A 25,571-nucleotide genomic window follows, 5' to 3' on the forward strand; every position below is an offset into this window, starting at 1 on the left:
ACGCCAGTGCATGCACCGCAATAAAACCTGACCGCGCGATGCATGATTCACGCCGGTGCGAGGTGAAATTGAAACATCATATTTTTTCTCTGGACGGCGCTGAACTTTTTCTGCGAAAGTTATTCGTAAGGAACTCGCTGCAGTGCAGCGTAGCTGCGACCCTTTTAGAAAACCCGCGTCGTCACTGACGACGCAAACGTTTGCTTCTGGAGAGACATGCATGAATCGACCGAAACGGATGCTGCTGGAAAACATCGCCTGGGCGCGCGAAACCGCGCATGCGGATGCGGAGTTCTTTCCGCGTCTCGCGCAAGGGCAAAGCCCGAAAGTGCTGTGGATCGGTTGCGCGGATAGCCGCGTGCCCGCTGAAACGGTAACGAACGCCAATCCCGGCGATTTATTCGTTCATCGCAACATCGCGAATCTGTTTTCTCCTTCGGATGACAACACGATGAGCGTGCTCGAATACGCGGTGCGCGTGCTGAAAGTCGATCACGTGATCGTATGCGGCCATTACGGATGCGGCGGCGTGCGCGCCTCGCTGCTGCCGCAGTCGAGCGACTTGCCGCACGTGAATCGCCGTATCGCGCCGCTGTGCGCATTGGGCGAGCGGCATCGCGCGGAACTCGATACCTTCGCCGATCTCGATACGCGCGCCAATCGCCTCGCCGAATTGAACGTGCTGGAGCAAGTCCGCCTCTTGCGGCAACACGCGGTCGTGCGAGAGCGCGACGAGCCGCCCCTCGTTCATGGCTGGATCTTCGGCCTGCATGACGGTCTTATCGAGGTGCTCGCATCCGGCTATGCGCAAGCGGGCGAAACGCAAGACGCGGCGCGCGCGCAACTGGTAGCGCTTCAGGCTGCTTAAGCCGGCTTTTTCCAATCGATAGCTTGTCGATGCGAAGTCGCCCCGCGACGTTCGCACGCCCCAACTCGTTCGAAAAAAACTCATGAATCAAGCTAACCGTCTCGCCACTTTTCCGCGCGATGTATTCGCGGGCACTGTCGTATTTCTCGTCGCGATGCCGCTCTGTCTCGGCATCGCCAATGCATCGGGCGTCGAGCCGTTTGCCGGGCTGTTGTCGGGCATCATCGGCGGGCTCGTCGTTGCATTGCTGAGCGGCTCGCAATTGAGCGTGAGCGGCCCTGCCGCGGGCCTCATCGTGATCGTCGTCGATGGCATCGCGGGACTCGGCAGCTTTTCCGCGTTCCTGCTTGCCGTGCTGCTTTCGGGCGCGATCCAGTTCGGCTTCGGCATGCTGAAAGCGGGACGTTTCGCGGCGTACGTGCCTTCGTCGGTTATCAAGGGCATGCTCGCGGCCATCGGCCTGCTGCTCGTCATCAAGCAGATTCCGCTCGCTGCGGGCTTCGCGAATCAAGGCGCGCCGGCTGCGAGCGGTCCGGGCATGCTTGGCACGCCGTTCGGTCCCATATCGATGGCGGCGTGCATGGTGGCTGTCGTATCGCTCGTCATGCTGGCTGGCTGGGAAACACGCGCGATGCGGCGCTTCGCGCTGGTGCGCGCGGTGCCCGCGCCGCTTGCGGTGGTCGCGTTTGGCATCGGCATGACGCTGTTGCTCGATGTGTTCGCGCCGGGGTTCGCTCCGCCCGCACAACATCGCGTTGGTTTGCCGTCGCTTGAAACGTTTGCGGCCTTCACGAATGCGCTGGAATTGCCGAATTTCGCTCAACTCGCGAATCCTGACGTGTGGCGTCTTGCGCTGACGCTCGCGATCGTCGCGAGTCTCGAAACGCTTCTGAGTCTCGAAGCCGTGGAGCAGCTCGATCCGAAAAAGCGCGCGGCGCATCCGGATCGCGAGTTGAAGGCACAAGGCATCGGCAACATGATGGCGGGTGCGATCGGCGCGTTGCCGATCACCTCGGTGATCGTGCGTAGCTCCGCGAACGTGCATGCGGGCGCGCAGAGCCGCTGGTCCTCGTTCGTGCACGGCGTGCTGCTGCTCTTGAGCGTGTTCGCGCTGACGAGCGTGATCAACCTGATTCCGCTTGCCTGCCTCGCGGCGATCCTGATCTTCACGGGCTTGAAGCTCGCCAAGCCTTCGCTCTTCGCGGCGGTCGCGAAGCAGGGCCTCGAACGCTTTGCGCCGTTCGTCGTCACGATTGCGGGCGTGTTGCTGACGGACCTTCTGATGGGCATTTTGCTCGGCATCGCATGCAGTCTTCTGCTTGCGATCCGCGCGAACCTCGAACGCCCGATCACGCTGGCGCAGCACGACGACCATTACCTGCTGTCGTTCCGCAAGGACGTCTCATTTCTCGGCAAGGTCACGCTCAAGCATCATCTGCGCACGATTCCCGATGGCGCCACGGTGATCTTCGATGCCTCGCGCGCCGACTATATCGATCCGGACGTGCGCGAGGAAATCGAACGGTTCATGGCGGCCGCGCCTTCGCGAGGCATGCATGTCGAATGCAGAAAGCTGCCGCGCGCTCAACCCGGCGTCGATGGCGTCAGTTGCGCGTAGACATCGTGCGCGAGTTCGAGCATCACCTTGCGATCGATGCCGCCCGAGACCGCATAACCGAAGTCGCCGTCGATCCAGTAGAACACGTTCACCGGCCCGTCCTGGTACAGCCTGAACGCCGTGGTGTTCGTGCTCGTCTTGCGATGCGAGATGCATAACGTGACGCGCTCGCCTTTGGCGCCGCGATACATGAACTGCGCGGTCGGACCGTTCTCGCCGGGGAGAATGCGTCCGCCCATCAACTCGAAGCCGTTTTTCGTGAGCAACGGCGGATGCACGTCGGTGCCGAGCTTGTTCGAAAGATATTGAACGAAGTCCTGGTCGCGATCTGTGCCGATGTCATCGGGGCGATCGACGGCGGGCATGTACACCACATGCGCGATCGCGGCCTGTCGCGCCATGCCTTCCATGCCGTCGGCGCTCGCGTTGCGGATGTTCGTCGCCGCCGCGCCCGATAACGACATGGCGTCGCGCCCCATGTTCGTGCCGACGCCGATGCCGATGCCCAGCACGAGCGCCGCCGCCATGCCGGCGAATTGCGGCCAGTTGGCCGCGGCGAACCAGCGCCGGCGCTTCAAGGTCCGCAAGCGCGCGGGCATGGGTTCGTTGAGCACGCGGTCGTAGCGCTCATGAAACATGTTGTTGAGCGAAAAGTAATCGCTCACGCGCGCGGCCAGCGCGGGATTCAGCTCGATGGCCCGCTCGACCTGTGCGCGCCGCGCGGCCGACAGCGCGCCGTCGACGTAGGCATGAATGTCCTCTTCACTGATCGGAGTGTGCTGGTCGCTCATCGCACCACCTTCAACTTTGCATTGGGCTGCGTGCCCGCCGTCAATGCACGCAGGCGTTCGCGTCCGCGCGATAGCCGCGACATCACGGTGCCGATGGGAATGTCCAGCGCAATCGCGACTTCGGCATAGCTCATTTCTTCGAGCCCGACGAGCAGCACCACTTCGCGCTGCTCGTCGGTCAGACGCTGCAGCGCATAGTCGAGATCGCGCACATCGAGCGAATGAAATTGCGGGGCGGGCACGGCGAATTCGCGTTCGTCGATTCCGTCATCGTCGACAGAAACGTGTGCCGCACGCGCCGATGCCTTGCGCATCTGATTCACGAATACGTTATGCATGACGGTGAAAAGCCATGCGCGCAGATCGGTGCCCGCTTCGAACATCGCCGTGCGCGACAACGCGCGTTCCATCGTGTCCTGCACCAGATCGTCGGCGAGGTCGCGATTGTTCAGCAGCGCGCGCGCATAGCGGCGCAGCCTCGGAACGTGTTCGATCAGTTCATCACGGACGTCCATCGCTTTATCGCTCGGGCATCGCGGTCAGCGCGTCGGCGGCGCGCATGAGCCCATGCGTGCCGGCGCGTCCCGCGAGTACATGGCGCTTGCCGCCGCTGGTCCACGTAAGCAGGCGGATTTCGCCCACGCGCCGCGCGCTCCAGTGCGCCTCTTCGCTCGCGAAGGGCGCGGAGGCGACGAGCAGGACGACGGCATCGCCGTCCGCATTGCGATAGTCGAATTCATCGATCTGCGCGAGCCTGGCGGGCTGCCGCGTTCGGCTCGCGACCAGTTCGAGGCCGACCGGCGTCAGTTCGATGAAATGCGGATCGTGCGACACGAGCGGCGGAGCGTTCGCGCCGCGCGCACTCGATGTTTCCGCCAGCGCCATGACCGCGGCGGCATCGAGCATGTCGGCGCATGCGCGCGTGGCCGCGCACCAGCCGGCCGCGGCCACGGCTGCCACGATGCCCACGCCCAGGCTCACGCCGGCGAGCGAAATGCGCGCCGGGCGTCGGGTCGCGATAGCTTGCAGGCGGCGTGTAGGAAACAAGTGGTCCATGTCGGTGCATCGAAATTCCAGGCTCTCGATGCGCTAACAGTCAGGGCGAGCGTTTTATTCCCGCCATTGCGCGTATTTTTTGCCAGACGCTTCAGTGCGAGCAACACGCGGTCATGCGCGGCGCATTTCATGTCCGAGCCGATCGACGGTCAGCCGTATGGCGTCGATCAAAGCCCGCGCCGCTGGAGACGGCGTGCTGCCCGCGCGCAGCGTGAGCCCGATGTCGCGCCGCGTGTTTCGAAGCGGAATATCCATCACGACGAGCTGGCCCGATTCGCATTCGTAGTGCAACTGTTGCGCCGACACGGCGGCGAGCATGTCGGTCTGCGACAGCAGTCCGCGAATGACGGCGAGGTCCGCGGTTTCGACAGTCGGCATCGGCGGCTTCAGCTTCCAGCGCTTGAACTGCGCTTCGAACATGCCGCGCGCGGGCGCCTGGCTGCGCGGCAAAATCCATTGCGCGGAGATCAGATCCTTGAGCGTCAATCCGCCCGCGCTCGCACCCGCCAGCGGATGTCCGCGCCGCGCGATCACGACGATGTCTTCCGACATGAGGCGTTCGTTGACGAGGCCGCTCGACGCATCGTTCTGCCGCAGCGCGCCGAGCACGAAGTCGATATCGCCCGCGCGCAAGCCCGCGACGAGCGTTTCATACGCGCTCTCGTCGGTCACGATGCGCACGCCCGGGTATTGCGCCGCCACGCGCGCGATCGCGCCGGGCAGGATCAGCGTTCTGCCCAGCGGCAACGAGCCCACCGTGACGTACCCTTGTATCGTGCCGCGCAAGGCCGCGAGATCGTCGGGAATATGGCGCAGTTCGTTTAGCGCGCGGCGCACATGCAGGAGGAAGGTCTCGCCTTCGCTCGTGAGCAGCAGTCCGCGCGGACTGCGATAAAACAATGGCATACCCGCGCCCGTTTCCATGATGCGGATCGCGCTGCTCACGGCCGGTTGACTGAGCCCCAATGTTTGCGCCGCGCTCGGCATGTGCCGATGACGCGCGAGTGCGGAGAACAGTTGCAGCCGCCGCGTGTTGAGCAGAAACGCGGGAAGCGTCCCGCCGCTTGCGGTTCTGCGGCGCGATTGACGCGCCGCGCACCATTGCGCCAGTTCCTCCAGCTCACCGAAGATGCGCTGACAGCGCAACAGCACGGCGCGTCCCGCGGGCGTCGGCAACATGCCCGAGGGGCGGCGTTCGAGCAAGGTTTCGCCCACTGCCGCTTCGAGTTCCTGCAAGGAACGTGTGACGGCCGACTGCGCGCGGAACAGCGCGGCGGCGGCGCGCGTGGCGCTGCCCGTCTGCGCGACGAGGCGGAATGCACGCAAATACGCGAGATTGAGCAAATCGCGATGATCCATGGGCCGGAGCGAGTGAATGCGAGGCCATCAGTTTAATTTATCGGACCGTAGCGCCTCGTCCGACGCCTGCGCTCATTGAAAGCTAATTCTCGGCAACGATCATGACGTCATGCACGAAACGACGCGTGCTTTCATTGATCGGAGGGTTGCGCCATGTATCGACATATTCTCGTCGCCGTGGGACCGGGCTTCAGCGAAGCCGCCATGTCGACCGCCATCGCGCGGGCGCGTGACAACGATGCGCGTCTGACCATCCTGCATGTAGCGGAAACCACGCGATGGTGGGCGGGATGGCAGGGCGACAGTCTGTGCGACATGCCCTCGCTCGTGACGCAACTCGCGCTCGTGATCCGCCGCCATTGCGAACGGATGACGCAGCGCGAGGGCGTGGATGCACAGTGGCTCGTGCGCACACTGCCCGAAGCGGGCCGAAGCATAGGCCGCGTCATCGCCGACGAGGCGAACCGGCTCGACGCGGATCTCATCGTTCTCGGCGCGGAGAAGCGCGGGCTTTTGGGCATCGGCATGCATCATGTGCGCAATGTCGTGTGCCGCCATACCGAGCGCGAAGTGCTGATCGCGCGCGAATGCATCGCGCCGAAGGCACGCGTGACCGGCTTGCGCGGCGCGCTATTGCAGGCACATCACGCGTAATGCGGTGCGATCAGACGTCGAGAATCCGGTAGCGTTGTAAGGCCTCGATTTGCGTCTGAAGATTGCGCGCGCGATGCTCGCGGCAGAGTGTTTCGGCCGATAAGGCATCGCCTTGCCGCAAGGCATCGATGATCGCGCGCAGTGCCTGTGCTTGCGATTCGTCGGGGTCGATCAGACGCAAGGTCAGTTCGCGCACGCGCCGCACCTGATCCGAGCATTCGCCGACGATCTGCATGAGACGCGGGTTGTCGCTCAGTTCGACGAGGCGGGCATGGAACGCTTCGCGCGCGGCGGACCATGCCTCGCGATCGTTCTTCGAGAAAGCGCGCTCCATGTCGGTGCATGCTCGTTCCAGCGCCTTGAGTTCGCGCGCGCCCGGCTTGCGCGCGGCGACGGCCGCTGCGGCGGTTGCTTCGAGACTCGTCTGTACCTGAAAGACTTCCTCGATATCCGCCATCGACACATTGCGCACGCGCATGCCGTGGCGCGGAATGATCTGCACGAGATGCTCGTTCTGCAGACGGATGAGCGCCTCGCGCACCGGCGTGCGGCTCACGCCGAACCGTTCGACGAGTTCCTGTTCGAGCAACTGCGTGCCGGGCCGCAGCTCGTTGCTGAGGATTTTTTCGCGCAGCGCCTGATAGACCGTCTCGGTCGATTTCTCACGCGGCTTGTTGATCGCTTCGGCGGTCCGGGCTGGAGCCATGATGGGCGTTCCGAAAACGTTGCCGTCGATGCACGGACGCAATGTCCGCCGAAATGCGAACTGGCGGACGGAATGCCTTCATTATATGTATCACTCAACGCATACGTTACTGCCCGGCGAAAGAAAAGATTTGCTCGTCCCGGAGGTCTCACGCACCGTTGATGCGGTGCTAACATCGGCGCGAGCGATGATTCCTTCATGGAGTTCAAGCATGACCGCCTCGCGCGTTACCGTCACGTCGAATCCCGCAAGGCGCAACACAACTGAGCTCGCGTATCGCGAACTGCGCCGCCGCATCATCGAAAGCGAACTGACGCCGGGATCGTACCTGCTCGAACAGGAACTCGGCCTCATGCTCGGCTTCAGCCGCACGCCGATCCGCGAAGCGGCGCTGCGCCTGCAGGGCGAGGGGCTCGTGCAGATCGTGCCGCGCCACGGCATTCGCATCGTGCCGACGTCGATCTCCGATATCCAGCATATCTATCAAGTATTGATGAGCCTCGAATCGACGGCGGCGGGACTCATCGCGGCGAGCAAGGACGCGGATCTCGCACCGCTCGTTCAAGCGTGCGAGACGATGACCGCCGCGTTCGAACGCGGCGACATGCTCGCCTGGGCGGAGGCGGACGAGGTCTTTCACGAGACGCTCGTCGCCTCGTGCGGCAATGCGCGCCTTCACGCGATCGTCATGAATTGCCGCGATCAGGTGCACCGCGTGCGCCGCTTCACGCAGATGGTGAAGCCTCATCCGCAGCCACTGAAATCCATACAGGAGCACTACGCGATCATCGACGCGATGCGTTGCGGCGATGCAGCGAAAGCAAGCGGCCTGTATCGCGCACATCGCGAGCGCGGCTGGCGCGACCAGACCAGCGTGCTGCAGCAATACGGCATCCAGCAAGCCTGATTCAAAACTCACGCCAGCGCAGACGAGGGTATCTACGCCCTCGATGAATCTGGACTTTCACTAAGTTAATGCATACATTAACTTGCACGGTTATGCGATGCAGCCGTGTGCTCGCGGCAATCGCAATACCGGGAGCAGGTCCAAAAAACACAGTGCGGCCGCATGCGCCGAGCACGCTGCGAGACCGCCGGTCACGGATGGAGACGCCTACATGTTTGCGCCTGAAAAGATCGCGAGATTCGCACGCGGTGCCTGCTTCATGTCCGTCGCCGCGGCTCTGGTCTGCAGCGCCGCCGTGCGCGCCGCGCCGCTTACCGTCACGCACTGGGGCGACGGCATGTACGGCGTGCCGTTCGCGGTCGCGATGGAAAAGGGCTTCTTCAAGGAAGAAGGCGTGGACGTGTCGGGCTTCATCACGTCGGAAGGCGGCGGCACGACGGTGCGCAACGCGATGGCGTCCGAGATTCCCTATGGCGAAGTCGCGCTGCCCGCCGCGATCTCGGCGGTGAAGCAGGGCGTCGATCTGACCATCGTGCATGGCGGCGTGCAGAGTCTTGCCGACCTCGTATGGGTCGAGAAGAAGGACGGCACGATCACCGGCATCCAGCAGATGAAAGGCAAGACGATCGGTTATAGCAGCCCGAAATCGACCACCGACACCATCGTCACCATTGCGCTCGATCGCGCCGGACTGACGGGGCAAGTGCAGCGCAAACCCGTCGGCAGTTCGAGCGGCATGCTGACTTCATTGCAACAGGGCGCGGTCGATGTCGCCTACATGACCGAGCCGTCGTATAGCGCGAAGAAGGACCAGTTGCGCATCGCGTTTCGTTCGACGGATATCGTGCCCAATGAAACGCAGACGGTCGGCATCGTGCGCACCGACTATCTGAAGGCGCATCCGGAAGTCATCAAAGGCATCATCAAGGCGCGTCGCAAGGCGGTGCAGTACCTGGTCGCGCATCGTGACGAGTCCGCGCAGATGGTTGCGAAGCAGTACAAGATGGACCCGGCCGTGGCCTCGTCGGCGGTGAATAACGTGCTCGATTCGGACCCGAAGTACTGGAGCGAAGGCAGCTTCGATCGCAAGGGCATGGACGAAGTGCTGAAGGGCCTGATTCTCGTGAAGGCGATTCCCGATGGCGCGTTCGACTGGTCGAAGATCGTCGACGAATCGCTGTTGCCCGCCGATCTGCAAACGAAGAAGTGAGGCTGCGATGAGCGTGTTGTCACGTCGCACGAAGATATCCGTCGTATCGCGCGATCCGGCTTCAGAGGACGCCGATCGCGTGCAGGCGCGTCTCGCCGATGTCACGCGCATCTATCCCGGCACCGCGGACAAGCCGCCGTTTCATGCGCTCGGGCCCGTGAGTCTCGAATTGCGCGCGGGCGAGTTCTTCTCGGTGGTCGGCCCTTCGGGATGCGGCAAATCCACTTTGCTCGACGTGCTCGCGGGTCTCAATCCGGCGAGCGGCGGCACGGTGGAATTCGAAGGGCAGCCGGTGGGACGTGAAGTGCCGGACGGCGTCGCGGTCGTGTTCCAGGAAGACGCGAGCTTTCCCTGGCTCAACGTATTCGATAACGCCGCGTTCGCCGCACGCCGCGCGGGCGTGCCGGAAAACGAGGTGCGCGAGCGCGTCGATCATGCCTTGTCGTTCATGGGCCTGAAGTCGTTCGCGCGCGCGTATCCGGCGCAGCTTTCGGGCGGCATGCGCCAGCGCGTGTGCATCGCGCGCGCGATGGTCGTGCGTCCGCGTCTCATGTTGCTCGACGAGCCGTTCGGCGCGCTCGACCAGCAAACGCGTCTGCTGATGGGCGATGAAATGCTCAAGCTCTGGCGCGATACGGGCGCAACCGTCATGCTCATCACGCACTCGATCGACGAAGCGGTGCTGCTGTCGGACCGCATCGGCGTGATGTCGGCGTGTCCGGGCCGTTTCATCGCGACGATCGAAACCGGCTGGACGCGCCTGCGCGACGGCAAGATCGCGCTCGATCCGCGCTTTGGCGAACTCACCGCGCAAGTGTGGGGCCTGTTGCGCGACGAAGCGTTGAAAGCGCTCGGGAGCCGGCCGTGAACACGGCCGCGCGCTGGCGCATCGGTCTCGTCGTCGCGCTGCTGCTCTTGCTGGAAATCGCGACGCGTCTCGCATGGATCAATCCGGTGTCGTTCATTCCGCCTTCGCGCATGGCGGTGAGCGCGTGGGACATTCTCACGTCCGGACAGTTCACGATCGATATCCTGCAGACGCTTGGCAGCGCCATGCTTGCGGTCGCGCTCGCCGTGGTCGCGGGCTTTATCGGCGGCGTGCTGCTGTTTCGCTTGCCGCGTCTGCGGCGCGTGCTCGATCCCTTGCTGCTTTCGTACTATGCGGTGCCGGTGTTCGTGCTCTATCCGATTCTCATCGTGATCTTCGGCTTGAATCGCTGGCCGCTGGTCGGCATCGGCTTCCTGTTCGCGGTCGTTGCGATGGCCGTGAATACGCTCAACGGTCTGGAGCGCGTGCCGCGCGTGCTCCTGCGCACCGCGCGCGTGTGCCGTCTGAGCACGCTGGATGAAGTTCGCCTGATCACGCTGCCCGCGAGCCTGCCGTTCGTCTTCACCGGCATCAAGCTCACGGTCGTGTACGCGTTCATCGCGGTCGTCGCGGGCGAGTTCGTGCTGTCGGGCTCGGGCTTCGGCTATCAGATCGCCTTCGCGTACAACGCATTCGACAATCCGACGATGTACGGCCTCATGCTGCTGATGCTGATCTTCGTCACGACCATCAACGGCTTGCTGCGCCAGGCCGAACGGCGGCTCTACCGGCGCATCAGAAGGGAGGCGGCATGAGCACCGTCGTCATCACGCATGGGACGAGCACGCGGCGCGTGCGGCGCTGGACCGACGCGCTCGTGCTGGTCGTCGTGCTCGTCGCGTTGTGGCAGGCCGCGAGCGAACTGCTCGGCCCGGATGTGCTGACCACGCCCGCGCATACGGTGCAGCGCGCGCTGCATATCGTGAGCGATGCGGATTTTCCGGCGAGCCTGTATGTGACGTCGCTCGCGTTCGCGTCGGCATTCGCGATATCGGCGATCGCGGGCGTATGCCTCGGCCTGCTGCTCGGCACGCGCCGCATGGCCGGCGACGTCATGGAGCCGCTGATGATGGGCTTCTATTCGATTCCCAAGGTCACGCTGTATCCGGTCGTGTTGCTCGCGTGCGGACTCGGCCTGTGGGCGAAGATCGTCTTTGGCGTCATGCATGGCATCGTGCCGATCACGCTCTTCACGATGAACGCGGTGCGCAACATGCCGCCCATCTATGCGCGCGCGGCCAGAACGTATCGCATGAGTCCCGGCGATTTCGCGCGTCACGTACTCATTCCCGCCTGCGTGCCGGAGGTCGTCTCGGGCTTGCGCATCGGCTTTTCGCTGACGCTGCTCGGCACGCTGATCGGCGAGATGTTCGCCTCGCAAAGCGGCATCGGACGCATGTTGATGATCGCGATGAACCGCAACGAAACCAGCACGATCATGGCGCTCGCGCTGATGCTGTTCGTGTTCGCGACACTCGTCAATCTGCTGTTCCTCACATGGCAGCGTCATCTCACGCATAGCGACTGAACATGAAAACGCTCTTCGACAAGCTGTGGGACAGCCATACGATCGCGCATCTCGCGGGCGGCGTCGATCTTCTGCACGTGGATCGCCACCTCATGCACGAACTGACGGGCGTCGAAGCGGTGCGTGTGCTGGAGCGGCGCGGACTCGCGGTGGACAGCCCCGCGCTCACGTTCGCGACGCTCGATCATGTAATCTCGACGCTGCCAGGCCGGCATGCCGGCGATGCCGCGTGGAGCACCGAGATGATCGATGCGATGCGCGGGCAGATGACGCATCACGCGATTCCGATCTTCGATATCGGAAGCGAGGGGCGGCAAGGCATCGTGCATGTGATCGGGCCGGAGCTCGGGCTCTCGGTGCCGGGCACGTCGATCGTCTGCGCGGACAGCCACACCTGCACGCATGGCGCGATGGGCGCGGTCGCGTTCGGCATCGGCTCGACGGAAGTCGTGCATGTGCTCGCCACGCAAACGATCCGCCAGAAGCGTCCGCGCACGATGCGCGTGCTGTTCAATGGCCGCGTGCGCGAGGGCGTGAGCGCGAAGGACATGATCCTGTATGTGATCGGCAAGATCGGCGCGGCGGGCGGCACCGGCTATGCGGTGGAATATGCGGGCGAAGCAATCGAAGACTTGTCGATGGAAGCGCGTCTGACGCTGTGCAATCTGAGCATCGAACTGGGCGCGAAGTTCGGGCTGATCGCGCCGGATGAGACAACGTTCGCTTATCTGCGCGACAAACCCTATGCGCCGCAGGGCGCGCATTTCGACGCGGCCGTTGCGGACTGGAAGCGGCTTGCGACGGACGAAGGCGCGCATTTCGATCACGAAGTGATTGTCGATGCATCGGCCATTCGCGTGCAAGTCACCTGGGGCACGAGTCCCGAGCATGTGATCGCGTTCGACGAGACGATTCCCGATCCCGCCTCGCTCGTCGATGAATCGCGGCGGCAGGCCGCGCAAAACGCGATCGATTACATGGGCGTGCGCGCGGGCCAGCATCTCGATGAGCTCGCCGTGGATCGCGTGTTCATCGGCTCGTGCGCGAATAGCCGCATCGAGGATTTGCGCACCGCAGCGCGTATCGTCGACGGTCATCATGTCGCGCGCCATGTGAAGGCGTGGGTCGTGCCCGGCTCGCTCATGGTCGCGCGCCAGGCGCACGAAGAAGGGCTCGACGACATCTTTCGCTCGGCGGGCTTCGAATGGCGCGAGCCGGGCTGCTCGATGTGCGTCGGCGCGAATGGCGATGTGGTCGGGCGCGGCGAGCGTTGCGTATCGACATCGAATCGCAATTTCGTCGGCAGGCAGGGACCGGGCGCGCGCACGCATCTCGCGAGCCCGGCCGTGGCCGCCGCCAGCGCGCTCGCCGGGCATATCGCCGCGCCCTACGCGGAGGCATCGCAATGAAGGCCGTCACGACGATTCAGGGCGCGGCCGCGCCGCTCTTGCGCGATAACATCGACACCGATCTCATCATCCGGATCGAGCGCATATCGCAACTCAAGCGCGGCGAACTCGGGCCGTATCTGCTGGAAACGCTGCGCTATCGCGACGGTGGACCGGCGAGCGGCGAGCGTGAAGACTTCGTTCTGAATCGGCCCGCGTTTCGCGACGCATGCACGATACTCGGCGGCAAGAATTTCGGCTGCGGCAGCTCGCGCGAAATGGCCGTGTGGGCGCTGGAAGAAGCGGGCATCCGCTGCGTGATCGCGCCGTCGTTCGGCGATATCTTCTACAACAACTGCCTGCAAAACGGCTTGCTGCTCGTTCGGCTCGATGCAAAAGAGATCGAGCGTATTGCGGATGCGTCGCGTGACGGCGAAAGCATCGAAGTCGATTTGCGCGCGCTCGAAATACGCGCGCCGCAACTGAGCGCCATTCCTTTCGAATTCGACGAAGCACAACGCGAGGCCTTGCTCGAAGGACTCGACGACATCGACCAGACACGGCGCTTCGCCGAACATATCGCGCGCTTCCGGGCAAACGACCGCAAGACGCGCGCCTGGGCGTACTTCGCCTGACTTCCGGAGATTGATCTTGACCCGTTCCGCACGCTTTCGCGAGTTGTTCAAGGAAGGCCCGTTCGTTTGCATGGGCGCGCACGACGCCATTACCGCGATGCTCGCCGAGCAGGCCGGCGCCAAGGCGATCTACGTGTCGGGCTTCGTTGCTTCAGGCGTCGTCGCGGGGCAGCCCGACGTGGGCGTGCTGTCGCAAACGGAGATGTTCGAGCATATCCGCCGCATCTGCCGCGTGACTTCGGTGCCCATCTTCGCGGATGCCGATACAGGCTACGGCGGCATTCTCGACGTGCAGCGCACGATGCGTCTCTGGGAAGAAGCGGGCGCATCCGTGCTGCATCTCGAAGATCAGGCTTTGCCGAAGAAGTGCGGTCACTATGCGGGCAAGCAACTCGTCTCGAAAGAGGAGATGGTGCTGAAGCTGCGCGCGATGATCGAAGCGCGGCGCGATCCGGATTTCTTTATCGTCGCGCGCACGGACGCGATCGCGGTGACGGGCATCGACGATGCCATCGCGCGGCTCGAAGCCTATGCGCAAGCGGGCGCGGACGGCCTCTATGCCGATGCGCCCGAAAGCCTCGAACACATGCGCGAGCTCACGCGCCGCCTGCAGCCGCTCGGCAAGCCGATTCTGTTCAATCAGGCGCGCACGGGAAAGAGCCCGTATGTGTCGATGAAAGAAGCCTATGAAATAGGCTTCGATTACACGCTGAGCCCCATCGAACCCATGCTTGCGATGCACAAGGCCGTGAAGGACATGCTGGCCGTGTTCATGCGCGAAGGCTCGACCGACGCCATCGCGGATCGCTTGACGCCGTTCGAGGAGTACAACCGCTTCGTCGGTCTCGGCGAGGCGGTCGCCGTGGAAAAGCGCTTCGCGGGCGGTGGCTCGACGAAGTAACGCGCGCGCTCAGCCGTCGATCGTTTCATGCACGGCTTGCTCGCCGCGTTTCCAGTACGCCGATGCGCGAATGCGCTTCTTGTCGATGCCGCGCTCGTCGCACAGCAGCTTGCGCACGGCGCGCATCAAGGTGGCTTCGCCTGCGGCCCACACGTAGCCATCGCCATCGGGCAGATAGGTTTCGCGTAACGCAAGCAGGAGCGCGCCGCCCGGATGCTCGCTCTCGTTCCGGTAACGCCATTGCACGTACAGATCGGCACGCGTTGCGAATTCGATGCGCGCCGACGGATCGGCGGCTTCGATCAGCGCCGCGACGCGCGTGCCTTCGGGCAGTTCTTCGAGCCGCCGCGCGATGGCGGGCAGCGCGGTTTCATCGCCGATCAGCAGATGCCAGTAGAACTGCGTCGGAATCACGAACGAGCCACGCGGCCCGCCGATGCCGAGCTGCTGCCCCGGCGCGGCTTGTGCGGCCCACGCGGTCGCGGGGCCGGCTTCGTGCAGCGCGAATTCGATATCCAGCTCGCGTGCGGCGCGGTCGAAACGGCGCGGCGTGAAATCGCGCGCGATGGGGCGCGGCTTCGACGGATCGAACTCGGGACCGTTGGGACCGGCCTGCGGCAGCGCGGGCATCGTCTCGCCGGGCGCCGGGAAAAACAGCTTCACGTGATCGTCGAAGGATGCGCTGACGAAGTCGTCGAGGTCATCGCCCGTGAACGTGACGCGCACGAGATGCGGATTGACAGCCTGCACGCGCGTGACTTGCAGCAGGCGGAATTTGAGCGCGTGACGCACGCGCGTGACGTCGAGATCGGGACGGTCTTGCAGGATGGGATCGGTCATCGTGTCGGTTCCTTTCACGCCTGCTTCGGGGCGGGGTTCTGTTCGATTTCCGCGGTCGCGCGGGCCAGGATCGCGGCGATGCGGCGCTGTTCGTCGTGCGGCGCGTCGGTGCGCAATAGCAGCGCCTTCTTGAGCGCGCGGCGCGCGGCGATGAGTTCGGGCGCCCAGCCGCCGTCGGACGAAGCATCGTCGGCTTCTTCGCCCATGTAGGCGCGGCGCACGAGATCCATCTTGCGCGCGAAGTGGGTGAGCTTCGCGAGCATCAAGTCCACGCGTTCGCGATTGGCCCCGAGATAGTCGCGGCCCGCGTCGGAAAGCGCATAGCGTTTGCGATTGCCCTCCAGTTCGACGGTCGTATAGCCAAGCTCTTCCAGATAGGTGAGCGCCGGATAGACCATGCCCGGGCTTGGTGCGTAGAAGCCGTTCGAACGGTCTTCCAGCGCCTTGATGAGTTCGTAGCCGTGACGCGGCGCTTCGGCGAGCATCGCGAGCAGCAGCAATTGCAGGTCGTCGGACGAGAACTTGCGGCCGCGCGGCATGCCGTCTTCGCCGCCGAATCCGCCCATGCCGCCCGGACCGCCCATTCCACCGGGACCGCCGCCAAAGCGGCCGCCGCCGCGACCATGACGGCCGATCATGCCCCAGCGTTCGAAAGCAAAGCGTTCGACCCACTCGGGGACCTCGAACGGAAAATCAGGGCCGAAGGCGCGGCCGCCGGCATTGCGTCCATGTTGAAAGCAACGGGATTTCATATGAATGCTCCAGATATGTCGTAAAACATATCTAAAGATATATATCGTAAGAGCGTCTGTCAAGACGACTTTTAAGGGGAGGATCGCGCGGGAGCGCGTGCATTTTGAACGCCGCATACAATCACGCGCATTGTCTTTTGCATGCATGAAACCATGAGCCACTTTCTTCCCGTCAGGCTGGAACACGCCAGCCGCCTCATCAATCACGGTCCGACCGTGCTCGTCACGAGCGCGCACGGCGGGCGGCGCGACGTCATGGCGGCGGCCTGGTCGATGCCGGTGGAATTCACGCCGCCGCGCATCGCCGTGGTGATCGACAAGAGCACGTACACGCGCGAACTCGCCGCCGCGAGCGGCACGTTCGGCATCGTCGTGCCGGGCGCGGCGCTGATCGATCTGACTTACGCGGTCGGATCGACGAGCGGGCGCGATATCGACAAGTTCGAGGCGTTCGGCATCGACGCCGTGCAGGGGCCGGTGCTCGGCGTGCCGCTCATCGAGACGAACTGCGCGGCGTGGCTCGAATGCCGCCTGATCGACGAGAAGCACACCGAAGACGCCTACGACACCTGTTTCGCCGAAGTCGTCGCGGCCGCCGCCGATGCGCGCGTGTTCGTCGACGGTCACTGGATCATCGACGAATCGAATCAGCCGCTGCACACGATCCACCATCTCGGCGCGGGCAAGTTCGTGCGCGCGTCGGCGATGGAGCAGGCGAAGCCGCTGGCGCGCTGATGTGCCCTTTGGCCCGTTAGCGCAGGGCTAAAGATTCCCCGTTTCCCCGTCGATAAAGAGACGTCGACCGCGAAAGACCGAAAGGCTATTCGCGTCGGCGTTTTCGAGCGCGCGATCCGTCATTCGAATCGGACGCGCCGACAGATGGGCGAGGACAGGTTGGCCGGGTCTCGCGACCACGGCGGCGACCGCTCGCACCGTCAGGGGAAAGGGGTGCGGTATGGAACAGCGTTTTTCGGGTGTGCGGTTCGTGATTCATCTGATCGGCTTCACGAGTCTTTTGTTGTTGAGACTGCTCGTTGCGCCGGACGGGCAGGGCGGCATGATCGCGTTCGTCGCCTGCGTGGCGGCGCTCTCCGCCGGATATATGGTCTGGTATGCGTCGTCGGAGGGCTATCTGCGCAATCTGATGACGGGGGCCGTCGTCTATCTCGCGCTCGCCGCCGTGGTGGCCGCGTGTCCGCTTTTCCTGATCGTGCTGGCCGTCTGGTCGATCGCGAGTCTCGTGAAGGCGCGGCGCGCGTTGCTCCTTCACGCGACGTCGAGCATCGCGCTCCTGGTGCTGATTTTTCCGATGCCGCTCGCGCAGCGCATCGGCATGCCCGAACTGGCGGGAGCGCCGGCGGCCATCGCTTATGTCGCGTTCGCGCTCGCGTGGTCGGCGTGGGCGTCGCGCAGTCCGCTGAAGTTCGGGCTGTTCAGGTTCGCGACGATGCTGCTCGCCGCGCCGCTGGTCGCATCGTTCGTCGCGCTGGTCGGCGGCGGCATGCTCGGGCGGCCCGAGCCGCGCGTGCGCAATACGATCACGCGCGCACGCAAAACGCCGCAGTGGACGGAGGCGGGCGCGCCGGTGGAAGCATCCGTGGCGATAGCCGACTGAGACGGCGCGCGCTGTGGTAAAAAAACGATCGGCACCTTTCCGCGGCTCAGCACCGAACCCAGGAGACCCGATGACTTCCCCCCGGCGCGACACGAGCAATGACCACGCCCCGCACGAGCCGCTCACGTCCTACTACCCCGACGAATCGAAACGGCGCCTCTGGCTGCGCGGCATCTTCGACCGCACCGCCTCCGACTACGATGCAATCGAACGCGCGATGGCCTTCGGCTCCGGCCCGTGGTATCGCAATCGCGCGCTGCGTTCGGCGGGCCTCGCGCCGGGCATGCGCGTGCTCGATGTCGGCATGGGAACGGGGCTCGTCACGAGGGAAGCCGTTGCGATCACGGGAGACCCCGCGCTCGTCACGGGCGTTGATCCGAGTCCGGGCATGGTCGGGCAGGCGCATCTGCCGGCAGGCGTAAAAACGCGCATCGGCACGGCCGAAGAGTTGCCCTGCGACAGCGCCGCCTACGATTTTCTGAGCATGGGTTTCGCGTTGCGCCATGTCGGCGATCTCGCGAAAGCCTTCGACGAATATTTTCGCGTGCTCGCGCCCGGCGGCCGGCTGTGCGTGCTCGAAATCACGCGTCCCGCGCATGGCGTGGGCGTCGCCGCGCTGAAGCTCTACATGCGCGGCGTGGTGCCGATGATCGCGCGGATCGTTGGAAAGAAAGAGGAAAGCGTGGAACTGATGCGCTATTACTGGGACACGATCGAAGCCTGCGTGCCGCCCGACGCCGTGCTGGCCGCCATTCGCCGCGCGGGTTTCGCGAACGTGCGGCGCGATGTCGAACTCGGTATCTTTTCGGCCTATTGCGCGACCAAGCCGGCGGCCTGAGCGGCGTCGAGAATCACGGCTGCGCGCCCGCTCAGGAGCAAGCGGCCCGCGCACTGCACGGCGAAGCGGTAGAGCACGGTGTTGCCGTCGCCGCCCATGCGCTCGGCTTCGATATCGAGCGGGCCGTCGAGCGTATCGAGGCGCTCGACGTGCGTCTGCACGCCGCGCACGCTCGCCAGCATCCCCACGCGCGGACGCTCGCCCGCATCGGCGAGAAGCGCGCCATGCACGGCCATCGCCTGCGCGGCATATTCGATCCCGCATACCGACGCGAGCCGGTCCCGGGAACGCAGCGGATTGCCGGCGGCAAGATGGCTCGTCGCGGTGCAGCGGATGCGCTGCGCATCCCACGCGACGACGGCATTGAGCAGACACATGGAGCCGCCATGCGGAATCCGCGCGGCGATCCAGTCGCGATCATAAGTCTGCGCGGCGCTCATGCCGGAGCGATCTCCACGGCGAGACGCGTGCCGTCGAGATAATCGATGACGACGTTCGACGCCTGCCCGCGCGCCAGCGCGTCGAGCAGCGGCAGCGCGCGCGCCGCGGGGTTCGAAAGACGCAGCGCTTCGAGACCGGCATCGGCGAAGGCGAACGCGCTTGCGTCGGTGAGACGCGCCTCGATGCGCGCGAGCGTGCGCTCGCCGGGCTCAGGCGCGAGCACGAGCGCGACGCCGAAGGCATCGGCGATCGGACGCGCGTGGCGCAACGGCTCCGGGTAATCGGTGTCGTAGGCGACGAGCAGCGTCTCGGCGCCATCGACGCTCACTTGGGCGAGGCTCTCCAGCAAGCCCGCCGCGAAACTGCCGTCGTAGGCGCACAGCACATTCGACGCGGCCATCGCGCGCGTCGCGATGCTCCAGTAGCCCGCGGGCGCGTTGTGGACGGAGTTGTGAAAGCGCGTCGGCGAAAGTTGCGGCTCGTCGCTCGCGAGCGTTTCGCAGATCGCATGAAAATTCCCGCCATCGCCGCCCGACGCCGCGAACACGGCGGCGAGCGTGGCGGCGTCGCGGCCGCTCTGCGCAACGGCTTCGTGCGCCGCCGCGAGCGCCGCGCGCACGACCGGCCCCGTGCGGCGCCGCTCGGCGGAAGGCAGGCCGGCGGGCGCCGGCAGCGAGGTGCGTGCTTCGTCGCGCACGGCGCGTTGCGTGAGTACGTCGGCGGTCTGCGGCCAGTTGGCGAGCCCCGGCCCGATCACACCGATCCCTTCGATATAGGCGCGCAATGGAGTCATGCCGATGCCGCTCCCTTGCGTCCGAACACGAGGCTGCAGTTCGTCCCGCCGAAGCCGAACGAGTTGGAGAGCACCGCGTGGAGCGGCGCGTCGCGCGAGCTCAACACGTAGTCGAGACCGAGCGCGGGATCGGGCTCGGTCGTATTCGCGCCCGCCGGAATCATCCGATGCTTGAGCGCGAGCGCCGCGATCACCGCTTCGAGCGCGCCTGCCGCGCCGAGCGTATGCCCCGTCGCGCCCTTGGTCGAACTGCACGGCACGCGGCCGAACAGGTCCGTGAGCGCGCGGCTTTCGGCGGCGTCGTTGCTGGGTGTCGCGGTGCCGTGCAGATTCACATAGCCGATGTCGCGCGCAGTCAGGCCCGCGCTCGCCAGCGCCTGTTCCATCGCGATACGCGCGCCGAGCCCTTCCGGATGCGGCGACGACATGTGATACGCATCGCTCGATTCGCCGATGCCGAGCAGGCGGATCGCGTCGTCATCGTCGGCATGGCCGGCCGGCTCGCGTTCGAGCAACCCGAACGCCGCCGCCTCGCCGATGGAAATGCCGTCGCGCTTCACGTCGAACGGCTTGCACGGTCCGGTCGAAAGCAGTTCGAGCGAGTTGAAGCCGTAAAGCGTCGTGAGACAGAGCGTATCGACGCCGCCGACCACGGCCACGTCGATGAGACCGGTTTCGAGCATGCGCCGCGCCGAGCCGAACACCTTCGCCCCCGACGAACACGCCGACGAGACCGAGACCGCCGGGCCACGCAGCCCGAAGTACGCCCGCACGAAGCCGGCGAGCGAATACGGATTGTGCGTGGTCGCGTAGCTGAAATCGGCGGGCAGCGCGCCGGTTTGCGCATCGCGGCGGCGGTAGGCGAGTTCGGTTTCGAGAATGCCCGCCGTGCTCGTGCCCATGAACACGCCGACGCGCTCCGCGCCCGCCCGTTCAATTGCTTCGCGCACGCGCGTGTCGAAGCCGTCCTGCGTCATCGCCAGTTGCGCGAGGCGGTTGTTGCGGCAGTCGAAGTCGGCGAGATCCGCGCGCACCGGCGCATCCTCGACGCCCGCGACGCGCCCCGTGTAGGTGGCGAGCGCGGCGCCTTCGAAGTCGCACGGCGCGAGGCCGCCGCGTCCTTGCGCGAGCGCGGCCAGCGTCGCGTCAATGCCGCGTCCCGCGCAACTCGTGGCGGTGAAATGCGTAAGCAGGAGAGGGTTCACTACAGGCTCGCCTCGGTATTCGGTGGCTTAGTGGCGTGTGGGTCGATGAATTGTAACAAACGGGTCTCGTCGGACCGGGCGACGCTCAGCCGGCCGGTCTCGCGATCAGCAGACGATTGGCCTCGTGCGCGCCGTTGCCCATCGGGCGGACGGTCGTGCGAAAGCCCAGGCCGTCGAGCAGCGCGAGCCATTGCGCCTCGCTGCGGCAGGTGAGCCCGCTGGTGCGTCCCGATCGGGCCACCTGCACGCCGAAATCGACGGCGCGATCGACGGCGGCGCGCCAGCCCGCGGCGGCGTCGCTGACGCGCAGGAGCAGCACGCCGTCCGAAGCGAGACTCGCGCGCACGCGGCGCAGGATGTCCGCTTGCGCATCGGCATCGACGTAATGCAGCACATCGCACGCGACGACGACATCGGTCTCGGGAAACGGCGCCGCACGAATGTCGTCGCAGACGAAGCTCACGCGCGCCGCGTGCGCCTTCAAGGCGATGCGCGCCCAGTCGACGTCGCGCGGCGTCAGGTCGATGCCGTGTATCGATTGCGGCAGGGGCGGCGCGGGCCAGTCGGGCGGCCACTTCGCTGATGCGTCATCGCGATGCCAAGCGTGCGCGCCGACGAGCCACGCGGCGAGCAAACCCTGGCCGCTGCCGAGATCGAGGATGCGCGCGTCATCGGCGATCAGTCCGTGGGCGAGCACGTGGGCGAAGAACGGATCGTGACGCAGCTTCGCCGACGCGAAGTGCCACGCGAAGCGGCCCGCGGCGCGGTAAGGACGGCTGGCGGCTTCGATGAGCGCGGTCGGGACCATGCGGGCGTTCGTAACGTTGGGCCCGTGCAGTCTAGCCGACAATCGCCTCCCGCAAGGTCACGGTCGCAAGCCCGCGCTCGGCCGCCGCGCGCAGCACCGTGTCGAGCGCGGCGAGCACGACGGGCGCGCCGTCGGGCGCGCGGGCGGCGTGCCCATCGTGGACGAGCAGAATGTCGCGCGCGGCGAACCCGTTCAGGAGCCGCCGGGCGACGAGTGCCGCATCGCCGGTGCGCGTATCGAAGCCGCGCCGCGTCCAGCTCGCGAGATGCAGGCCGAGACCGCACAGCACGGGCTCCAGAAACGGATTGCGCAGCCCGGCAGGCGCACGAAAGAACACCGGCCGCGTGCCCGCGATCTCGCCGATCGTCGCCTGCGCCGCATCGATTTCGCGCCGCAGCGCGCCCGGCCCCATCAGCGAAAAATTATGGCGATGCCGCTGGCTATGGTTCTCCACGGCATGCCCGCGCGCGACGATCGCCTGGGCGATCTGCGGATGCGCGCGCACCCGCTCGCCGATGCAGAAGAACGTCGCGCGGGCGCGATGCGCGTCGAGCAGGTCGAGCACGCGCGGCGTGACCTCGGGATCGGGGCCGTCGTCGATCGTGATGGCGATGCGCGTGCCCGCCGATGCCGGCAGCGCCGTCCAGTTGTGGCCGAGCAGGGCACTGCGCGGCCAGAGCCCCGCCGCCGTCAGCGCGAGATGCGAGGCGATCACGCCGCCCGCCGCCCACGGCCATGCCGCGGGCGCTACGGCCAGCGACGCGAGCGCGCCCGCATGCACGGCGAGCGCGCCGCCGACGAGCGGCGTCGGCGTCCAGCGGCGAGGTGTGCCCGGCGCGTTCATCGTCTGAATCCGGCACGCGGCGCGAGGATCGCCGAGAACAGCAGCGCCAGGATCGCACCCGGGCCGACAGTCAGGCCGAAGGTTTTCAGCATCGGCACGCTGGACAGCGCGAGCAGCCCGAAGCCGAGAACGGTCGCGAGATTCGCGATCACGAGCGACACGAGCGTTTGCGGCGAAATGGCGTTGTCTTCCGCGTGCGCCCGATAGTTGAAGAAGAGCGCATAGTTCGACCCGACCGCGACGATCAGCAGCATGCCGATCAGATGGAGGATCGTGAGCGACTTGCCCGCCAGCGCGAGCGCCGCGATCACGACGATCACCGCCGCGACGAGCGGCGCGAGCGTGCGCGCCGCGCGCACCGGCGAGCGCAGCGCGAGCACGAGCAGCACGACGATGGCCGCGAACCCGCCGAGCGAAAGGCGAATGTCCTCGTGCACGTAGTTCTGATAGAGGCGGTCGGCTTCGGCTTTCATATCGACGAAAAGCGCGTCCGGCACGTTCGCCGACGCCACCGCCGCGCGGATTTTCTGCGCCTCGACCTCCGAGCCTTGCGCCGCGCGCAGCGGCAGCATCGCGGTCCAGCGGCCGTCGCGCTCGGTGAGCAGCGAATCGACGGCGAGCGCCATCGACGTGCCTTGCAGATCGGCGCGGCGCACGAGTGGCTGCGCGCGGGCGGCGTCGGCATCGGCGATGAAGGGCTCGAAAACCACCGGCTTCACGCGGATCGCCTGATCCTTCAGCGCGGCGGCGAGACGCGCGCGCAAGAGGTCGGCGGGCGGCAGGCTCGCGATGCGCGCACGCTGCGCTGCGTCGCTCGGCAAATAGCGCGCGGGGCTTTCGTAGCCCGCGATCACGCGTTCGTCGACGAGCGGCTGCAAGCGATGCGCGACCGCTTCCGCGCGTTCGAGCGCCGTCTGCTCGTTCGCCGCCTGCACCACGACGAGATAGCGCACGTCCGGCGCGCCGACGTCCGCGCGCAGGCGTTCGTCGAGATCCTGGCTCGCCTTCGGCACCGGGCTCAGCGCCGACAATTCCTGGCTCCACAGACCATGCCGCTGCATGAGCAGCGCCGCGACGGCCAGGAGCAGCAGCACGGCGAGCGCCCCGCGCAGGCGCGACGCCCGCGCCGCGAAGCGTGCGAGCAGATTGCCGAGGTGCGACACATCGCGGATCGCGAAGCCTTGCGGCAGCAGATGCGGCAGCACGAAGCGCGTGACGATGCCCGCCGTCGCCAGACCGACGATCGAATACAGCCCGAGTTGCACGAGGCCCGGAAATCCGGAGAAGAGCATCGACGCGAAGCCGCAGATCGACGTGAGCACGCCGAGACGGATCGTCGGCCAGAAACCGGCGACCCAGTCTTTCAGCGACTCGCGTCTTTGCACGCCCGCCGACTGCACGAAGAGATAAATCGAGTAATCGACGGCCTCGCCGATCAGCGTCGTGCCGAACCCGAGCGTGAGGCCATGCACGGTGCCGAACGCGACGCTCACCGCGGCGACGCCCGCCGCCACGCCGGACAGCACCGGCATCAGGCCGAGCAGCAGCGTCGGCACCGAGCGATACACCGCGAGCAGCAGCACGACGATCAGCACGATGCTCGCGGCCGACAGCCAGCGCACGTCGCGCATGATCGTGTCGCGCGTTTCGACGGCGAACACGCCGGGGCCCGTCATCGACAGCCGGTACGACGGCGCAACCGCTGCGAACGCATCGTGGATCGCGGCAATCGCGGACGCCTGCGCGTCGGTGTCGGAACCGGCGCTCGCGGTTTGCGCAAGCAGCACGGCGCGCTGGCCGTCGCGCGACACCCACACGCCCTCGCGCATCGAAGGCTGCGCGCCGCTGTCCAGCTGACTGACGAGCGCGGTGACTTCGCCGGTCGGATCGTGCGGCAGCAAGTCCTTCGCCATCATGCCGGCCGATGAGCTCAGCAGATCGAGGCTGTCCGCGAGCGCGTCTTTCAGGCCGGCCACGCTGAAGCGCTCGGGCGTCACCGCCGGACTCAGCTGATAGCGATGCTCGAACACGAAACGCTCGTCGCGCGCCTGTCCGACCGGCTCGCCGTTATTGACGGCGGAAAAGCGCTTGTCGGCGCGCAGCTTCGCCGCAACCTTGCGCGACGCGTCCGCGCGGCCCTTCGCATCGCCGCCCTCGATGCCGACGAGAATCAGCCGCGACACCAGTCCGTCGCGCAACTGCTCGACGAGCACGCGCTGCTGCTCGCTCGGCGAGCGCGGCAGGAACGCGGAGAGATCGGCGGAAAAATTCGTGCGGGCGATCACGCCCGCGCACAGCGCGAGCAGGCACAGCCAGACGATTACGGCCGGCTCGCGAAGAACGGCGCGCATGCCGGGCCTAATGCGCCGACGCGTCTTGCAGGCGCATCAGCGAACGGTCGCCGTCGGCCTGCTTGATCTCGACGCGCGCCAGCGCCGCGCCCGTGCCGGCGAGCGTGATCGAACTGACTTTCTGCTTCATGCGCGAATCGATCGGCACGAGCGTCAGGGTCCAGTCGTCGCCACGGCCCGAGATCGACACCGTGTAGGCCTCTTCCAGCGCGAAACGGTTGCCGGCGAGCGTCGCGCGGATGCTTTCGATGAACGCGCCCAGCTCCGGATAATTGCGCAGCGGAATCGTGACCTTGCGGCCGTTGCGATCGACGGTGAGCATGTCGCCGTCGACGACGAGATTTTCGGGTTTCGGGCTGACCGTGTGCTTTTCCAGATGATCCGGCGCGACGAACACGAGTTCGCCCGACGATTCGAGCGGCTCCTGCGCGATCTTCAGATAACGCGTCTCGGTGAAGCGCGCGCGGCCGGACTTCTTCGCGCCGAGCGTGTTCATCAGGCGATCGAGCGTCCAGGGCGTGTCGGCGGCGACGGCCATCATCGATGAAGCGCCGAGAACGGCGGCGGTCAGGACCGCGGCGAAAACTCGCATAAG

General features: G+C 65.8%; 28 protein-coding genes. 14 read left to right on the forward strand and 14 right to left on the reverse strand.

Annotated features, from left to right (window positions below; genetic code table 11):
• Positions 1 to 220: 220 nt before the first annotated feature.
• Both AWB70_RS07540 and AWB70_RS07545 read left to right on the forward strand, forming a co-directional pair.
• Complete coding sequence (locus AWB70_RS07540) at positions 221 to 868, forward strand: carbonic anhydrase (protein ID WP_053571233.1); 648 nt, start codon at positions 221 to 223, stop codon at positions 866 to 868.
• Positions 869 to 950: 82 nt separating this feature from the next.
• On the forward strand, positions 951 to 2,486 hold the full coding sequence (locus AWB70_RS07545; RefSeq protein ID WP_053571234.1) for a SulP family inorganic anion transporter: 1,536 nt from the start codon (positions 951 to 953) through the stop codon (positions 2,484 to 2,486).
• On the opposite strand, the gene AWB70_RS07550 is transcribed toward AWB70_RS07545, so the two are convergent.
• The 4 genes from AWB70_RS07550 to AWB70_RS07565 all read right to left on the reverse strand — a co-directional run bounded on the left by AWB70_RS07550 (position 2,453) and on the right by AWB70_RS07565 (position 5,692).
• Positions 2,453 to 3,277: an anti-sigma factor family protein gene (locus tag AWB70_RS07550; RefSeq protein WP_053571235.1), complete on the reverse strand. Its 825-nt coding sequence runs from the start codon at positions 3,275 to 3,277 to the stop codon at positions 2,453 to 2,455. The genes AWB70_RS07545 and AWB70_RS07550 overlap by 34 nt on opposite strands.
• A complete protein-coding gene (locus tag AWB70_RS07555) occupies positions 3,274 to 3,792 on the reverse strand; it encodes a sigma-70 family RNA polymerase sigma factor (protein WP_053571236.1) in 519 nt (172 codons plus the stop codon). Before AWB70_RS07555 ends, AWB70_RS07550 begins: the two co-directional genes overlap by 4 nt.
• A gap of 4 nt (positions 3,793 to 3,796) precedes the next feature.
• On the reverse strand, positions 3,797 to 4,333 hold the full coding sequence (locus tag AWB70_RS07560) for a hypothetical protein (RefSeq protein ID WP_053571237.1): 537 nt from the start codon (positions 4,331 to 4,333) through the stop codon (positions 3,797 to 3,799).
• A gap of 111 nt (positions 4,334 to 4,444) precedes the next feature.
• Positions 4,445 to 5,692: a LysR family transcriptional regulator gene (locus tag AWB70_RS07565; RefSeq protein ID WP_053571238.1), complete on the reverse strand. Its 1,248-nt coding sequence runs from the start codon at positions 5,690 to 5,692 to the stop codon at positions 4,445 to 4,447.
• Between the two features lie 153 nt (positions 5,693 to 5,845).
• Here AWB70_RS07565 and AWB70_RS07570 point away from each other — a divergent pair, with 153 nt between their 5' ends.
• A complete protein-coding gene (locus tag AWB70_RS07570; RefSeq protein WP_053571239.1) occupies positions 5,846 to 6,346 on the forward strand; it encodes a universal stress protein in 501 nt (166 codons plus the stop codon).
• A gap of 10 nt (positions 6,347 to 6,356) precedes the next feature.
• Here the strand turns inward: AWB70_RS07570 and AWB70_RS07575 are convergent, their stop codons facing one another.
• Positions 6,357 to 7,052 (reverse strand): GntR family transcriptional regulator, encoded by a 696-nt coding sequence (locus AWB70_RS07575; protein WP_053572060.1) that lies wholly within the window; start codon positions 7,050 to 7,052, stop codon positions 6,357 to 6,359.
• Between the two features lie 211 nt (positions 7,053 to 7,263).
• Between AWB70_RS07575 and AWB70_RS07580 the strand changes: the two genes are divergently transcribed.
• The 8 genes from AWB70_RS07580 (at position 7,264) to AWB70_RS07615 (ending at position 14,489) form a co-directional block, all read left to right on the forward strand.
• Positions 7,264 to 7,959 carry a GntR family transcriptional regulator gene (locus AWB70_RS07580; RefSeq protein WP_063786744.1) on the forward strand — a complete coding sequence of 232 codons (696 nt, stop codon included), beginning with the start codon at positions 7,264 to 7,266 and terminating at the stop codon, positions 7,957 to 7,959.
• A 211-nt stretch (positions 7,960 to 8,170) separates the two neighbouring features.
• Positions 8,171 to 9,169, forward strand: a complete 999-nt coding sequence (locus AWB70_RS07585; RefSeq protein WP_235024158.1) for an ABC transporter substrate-binding protein — start codon at positions 8,171 to 8,173, stop codon at positions 9,167 to 9,169.
• A gap of 7 nt (positions 9,170 to 9,176) precedes the next feature.
• A complete protein-coding gene (locus AWB70_RS07590) occupies positions 9,177 to 10,037 on the forward strand; it encodes an ABC transporter ATP-binding protein (RefSeq protein WP_053571240.1) in 861 nt (286 codons plus the stop codon).
• The gene (locus AWB70_RS07595) at positions 10,034 to 10,792 is read left to right on the forward strand and encodes an ABC transporter permease (RefSeq protein ID WP_053571241.1); all 759 of its coding nucleotides are present in this window, start codon (positions 10,034 to 10,036) and stop codon (positions 10,790 to 10,792) included. The genes AWB70_RS07590 and AWB70_RS07595 overlap by 4 nt, the downstream gene beginning before the upstream one ends.
• Complete coding sequence (locus AWB70_RS07600) at positions 10,789 to 11,565, forward strand: ABC transporter permease (protein WP_053571242.1); 777 nt, start codon at positions 10,789 to 10,791, stop codon at positions 11,563 to 11,565. Before AWB70_RS07595 ends, AWB70_RS07600 begins: the two co-directional genes overlap by 4 nt.
• 2 nt (positions 11,566 to 11,567) lie before the next feature.
• Complete coding sequence (leuC, locus tag AWB70_RS07605; protein ID WP_053571243.1) at positions 11,568 to 12,974, forward strand: 3-isopropylmalate dehydratase large subunit; 1,407 nt, start codon at positions 11,568 to 11,570, stop codon at positions 12,972 to 12,974.
• Positions 12,971 to 13,588, forward strand: coding sequence for a 3-isopropylmalate dehydratase small subunit (leuD, locus tag AWB70_RS07610; protein WP_053571244.1), 618 nt, complete (start codon positions 12,971 to 12,973; stop codon positions 13,586 to 13,588). The genes leuC and leuD overlap by 4 nt, the downstream gene beginning before the upstream one ends.
• 16 nt (positions 13,589 to 13,604) lie before the next feature.
• Positions 13,605 to 14,489 (forward strand): isocitrate lyase/PEP mutase family protein, encoded by an 885-nt coding sequence (locus tag AWB70_RS07615; protein WP_052485903.1) that lies wholly within the window; start codon positions 13,605 to 13,607, stop codon positions 14,487 to 14,489.
• Between the two features lie 9 nt (positions 14,490 to 14,498).
• Here the strand turns inward: AWB70_RS07615 and AWB70_RS07620 are convergent, their stop codons facing one another.
• Positions 14,499 to 15,329 (reverse strand): siderophore-interacting protein, encoded by an 831-nt coding sequence (locus tag AWB70_RS07620; protein ID WP_053571245.1) that lies wholly within the window; start codon positions 15,327 to 15,329, stop codon positions 14,499 to 14,501.
• Positions 15,330 to 15,343: 14 nt separating this feature from the next.
• A complete protein-coding gene (locus tag AWB70_RS07625; RefSeq protein WP_053571246.1) occupies positions 15,344 to 16,081 on the reverse strand; it encodes a PadR family transcriptional regulator in 738 nt (245 codons plus the stop codon).
• A 153-nt stretch (positions 16,082 to 16,234) separates the two neighbouring features.
• Here AWB70_RS07625 and AWB70_RS07630 point away from each other — a divergent pair, with 153 nt between their 5' ends.
• The 3 genes from AWB70_RS07630 to AWB70_RS07640 all read left to right on the forward strand — a co-directional run bounded on the left by AWB70_RS07630 (position 16,235) and on the right by AWB70_RS07640 (position 18,534).
• Positions 16,235 to 16,816, forward strand: coding sequence for a flavin reductase family protein (locus AWB70_RS07630; protein WP_053571247.1), 582 nt, complete (start codon positions 16,235 to 16,237; stop codon positions 16,814 to 16,816).
• Between the two features lie 220 nt (positions 16,817 to 17,036).
• Entirely contained in the window at positions 17,037 to 17,696 is a 660-nt protein-coding gene (locus tag AWB70_RS07635) for a hypothetical protein (RefSeq protein ID WP_053571248.1), read from the forward strand.
• 70 nt (positions 17,697 to 17,766) lie between these two features.
• Entirely contained in the window at positions 17,767 to 18,534 is a 768-nt protein-coding gene (locus tag AWB70_RS07640) for a class I SAM-dependent methyltransferase (RefSeq protein ID WP_053571249.1), read from the forward strand.
• Here AWB70_RS07640 and AWB70_RS07645 read toward each other — a convergent pair.
• From AWB70_RS07645 to AWB70_RS07675, 7 genes are all read right to left on the reverse strand, one after another.
• On the reverse strand, positions 18,507 to 18,974 hold the full coding sequence (locus AWB70_RS07645) for a hotdog family protein (protein ID WP_053571250.1): 468 nt from the start codon (positions 18,972 to 18,974) through the stop codon (positions 18,507 to 18,509). The two genes, AWB70_RS07640 and AWB70_RS07645, sit on opposite strands and share 28 nt — an antisense overlap.
• On the reverse strand, positions 18,971 to 19,768 hold the full coding sequence (locus AWB70_RS07650; RefSeq protein ID WP_053571251.1) for a beta-ketoacyl synthase chain length factor: 798 nt from the start codon (positions 19,766 to 19,768) through the stop codon (positions 18,971 to 18,973). The genes AWB70_RS07645 and AWB70_RS07650 overlap by 4 nt, the downstream gene beginning before the upstream one ends.
• On the reverse strand, positions 19,765 to 20,973 hold the full coding sequence (locus tag AWB70_RS07655) for a beta-ketoacyl-[acyl-carrier-protein] synthase family protein (protein WP_053571252.1): 1,209 nt from the start codon (positions 20,971 to 20,973) through the stop codon (positions 19,765 to 19,767). The genes AWB70_RS07650 and AWB70_RS07655 overlap by 4 nt, the downstream gene beginning before the upstream one ends.
• Before the next feature lie 85 nt (positions 20,974 to 21,058).
• Positions 21,059 to 21,781 carry a class I SAM-dependent methyltransferase gene (locus AWB70_RS07660; RefSeq protein ID WP_053571253.1) on the reverse strand — a complete coding sequence of 241 codons (723 nt, stop codon included), beginning with the start codon at positions 21,779 to 21,781 and terminating at the stop codon, positions 21,059 to 21,061.
• 31 nt (positions 21,782 to 21,812) lie between these two features.
• On the reverse strand, positions 21,813 to 22,625 hold the full coding sequence (locus AWB70_RS07665) for a polysaccharide deacetylase family protein (protein WP_053571254.1): 813 nt from the start codon (positions 22,623 to 22,625) through the stop codon (positions 21,813 to 21,815).
• Complete coding sequence (locus tag AWB70_RS07670; protein ID WP_053571255.1) at positions 22,622 to 24,976, reverse strand: MMPL family transporter; 2,355 nt, start codon at positions 24,974 to 24,976, stop codon at positions 22,622 to 22,624. The genes AWB70_RS07665 and AWB70_RS07670 overlap by 4 nt, the downstream gene beginning before the upstream one ends.
• Before the next feature lie 7 nt (positions 24,977 to 24,983).
• A complete protein-coding gene (locus AWB70_RS07675) occupies positions 24,984 to 25,568 on the reverse strand; it encodes a LolA family protein (RefSeq protein WP_053571256.1) in 585 nt (194 codons plus the stop codon).
• Positions 25,569 to 25,571 lie beyond the last annotated feature (3 nt).

The organism is Caballeronia cordobensis (assembly GCF_001544575.2).
In the GTDB taxonomy this organism is placed as follows: Bacteria; Pseudomonadota; Gammaproteobacteria; order Burkholderiales; family Burkholderiaceae; genus Caballeronia; species Caballeronia cordobensis.

Coding starts and splice junctions, on each gene's coding strand:
- AWB70_RS07545 (WP_053571234.1), top strand. CDS start 951: ATGAATCAAGCTAACCGTCTCGCCACTTTTCCGCGCGATGTATTCGCG.
- AWB70_RS07665 (WP_053571254.1), bottom strand. CDS start 22,625: ATGAACGCGCCGGGCACACCTCGCCGCTGGACGCCGACGCCGCTCGTC.
- AWB70_RS07555 (WP_053571236.1), bottom strand. CDS start 3,792: ATGGACGTCCGTGATGAACTGATCGAACACGTTCCGAGGCTGCGCCGC.
- AWB70_RS07590 (WP_053571240.1), top strand. CDS start 9,177: ATGAGCGTGTTGTCACGTCGCACGAAGATATCCGTCGTATCGCGCGAT.
- leuD (WP_053571244.1), top strand. CDS start 12,971: ATGAAGGCCGTCACGACGATTCAGGGCGCGGCCGCGCCGCTCTTGCGC.
- AWB70_RS07540 (WP_053571233.1), top strand. CDS start 221: ATGAATCGACCGAAACGGATGCTGCTGGAAAACATCGCCTGGGCGCGC.
- AWB70_RS07560 (WP_053571237.1), bottom strand. CDS start 4,333: ATGGACCACTTGTTTCCTACACGCCGCCTGCAAGCTATCGCGACCCGA.
- AWB70_RS07640 (WP_053571249.1), top strand. CDS start 17,767: ATGACTTCCCCCCGGCGCGACACGAGCAATGACCACGCCCCGCACGAG.
- AWB70_RS07625 (WP_053571246.1), bottom strand. CDS start 16,081: ATGAAATCCCGTTGCTTTCAACATGGACGCAATGCCGGCGGCCGCGCC.
- AWB70_RS07670 (WP_053571255.1), bottom strand. CDS start 24,976: ATGCGCGCCGTTCTTCGCGAGCCGGCCGTAATCGTCTGGCTGTGCCTG.
- AWB70_RS07570 (WP_053571239.1), top strand. CDS start 5,846: ATGTATCGACATATTCTCGTCGCCGTGGGACCGGGCTTCAGCGAAGCC.
- AWB70_RS07600 (WP_053571242.1), top strand. CDS start 10,789: ATGAGCACCGTCGTCATCACGCATGGGACGAGCACGCGGCGCGTGCGG.
- AWB70_RS07550 (WP_053571235.1), bottom strand. CDS start 3,277: ATGAGCGACCAGCACACTCCGATCAGTGAAGAGGACATTCATGCCTAC.
- AWB70_RS07620 (WP_053571245.1), bottom strand. CDS start 15,329: ATGACCGATCCCATCCTGCAAGACCGTCCCGATCTCGACGTCACGCGC.
- AWB70_RS07585 (WP_235024158.1), top strand. CDS start 8,171: ATGTTTGCGCCTGAAAAGATCGCGAGATTCGCACGCGGTGCCTGCTTC.
- AWB70_RS07565 (WP_053571238.1), bottom strand. CDS start 5,692: ATGGATCATCGCGATTTGCTCAATCTCGCGTATTTGCGTGCATTCCGC.
- AWB70_RS07635 (WP_053571248.1), top strand. CDS start 17,037: ATGGAACAGCGTTTTTCGGGTGTGCGGTTCGTGATTCATCTGATCGGC.
- AWB70_RS07650 (WP_053571251.1), bottom strand. CDS start 19,768: ATGACTCCATTGCGCGCCTATATCGAAGGGATCGGTGTGATCGGGCCG.
- AWB70_RS07645 (WP_053571250.1), bottom strand. CDS start 18,974: ATGAGCGCCGCGCAGACTTATGATCGCGACTGGATCGCCGCGCGGATT.
- AWB70_RS07675 (WP_053571256.1), bottom strand. CDS start 25,568: ATGCGAGTTTTCGCCGCGGTCCTGACCGCCGCCGTTCTCGGCGCTTCA.
- leuC (WP_053571243.1), top strand. CDS start 11,568: ATGAAAACGCTCTTCGACAAGCTGTGGGACAGCCATACGATCGCGCAT.
- AWB70_RS07660 (WP_053571253.1), bottom strand. CDS start 21,781: ATGGTCCCGACCGCGCTCATCGAAGCCGCCAGCCGTCCTTACCGCGCC.
- AWB70_RS07575 (WP_053572060.1), bottom strand. CDS start 7,052: ATGGCTCCAGCCCGGACCGCCGAAGCGATCAACAAGCCGCGTGAGAAA.
- AWB70_RS07580 (WP_063786744.1), top strand. CDS start 7,264: ATGACCGCCTCGCGCGTTACCGTCACGTCGAATCCCGCAAGGCGCAAC.
- AWB70_RS07630 (WP_053571247.1), top strand. CDS start 16,235: ATGAGCCACTTTCTTCCCGTCAGGCTGGAACACGCCAGCCGCCTCATC.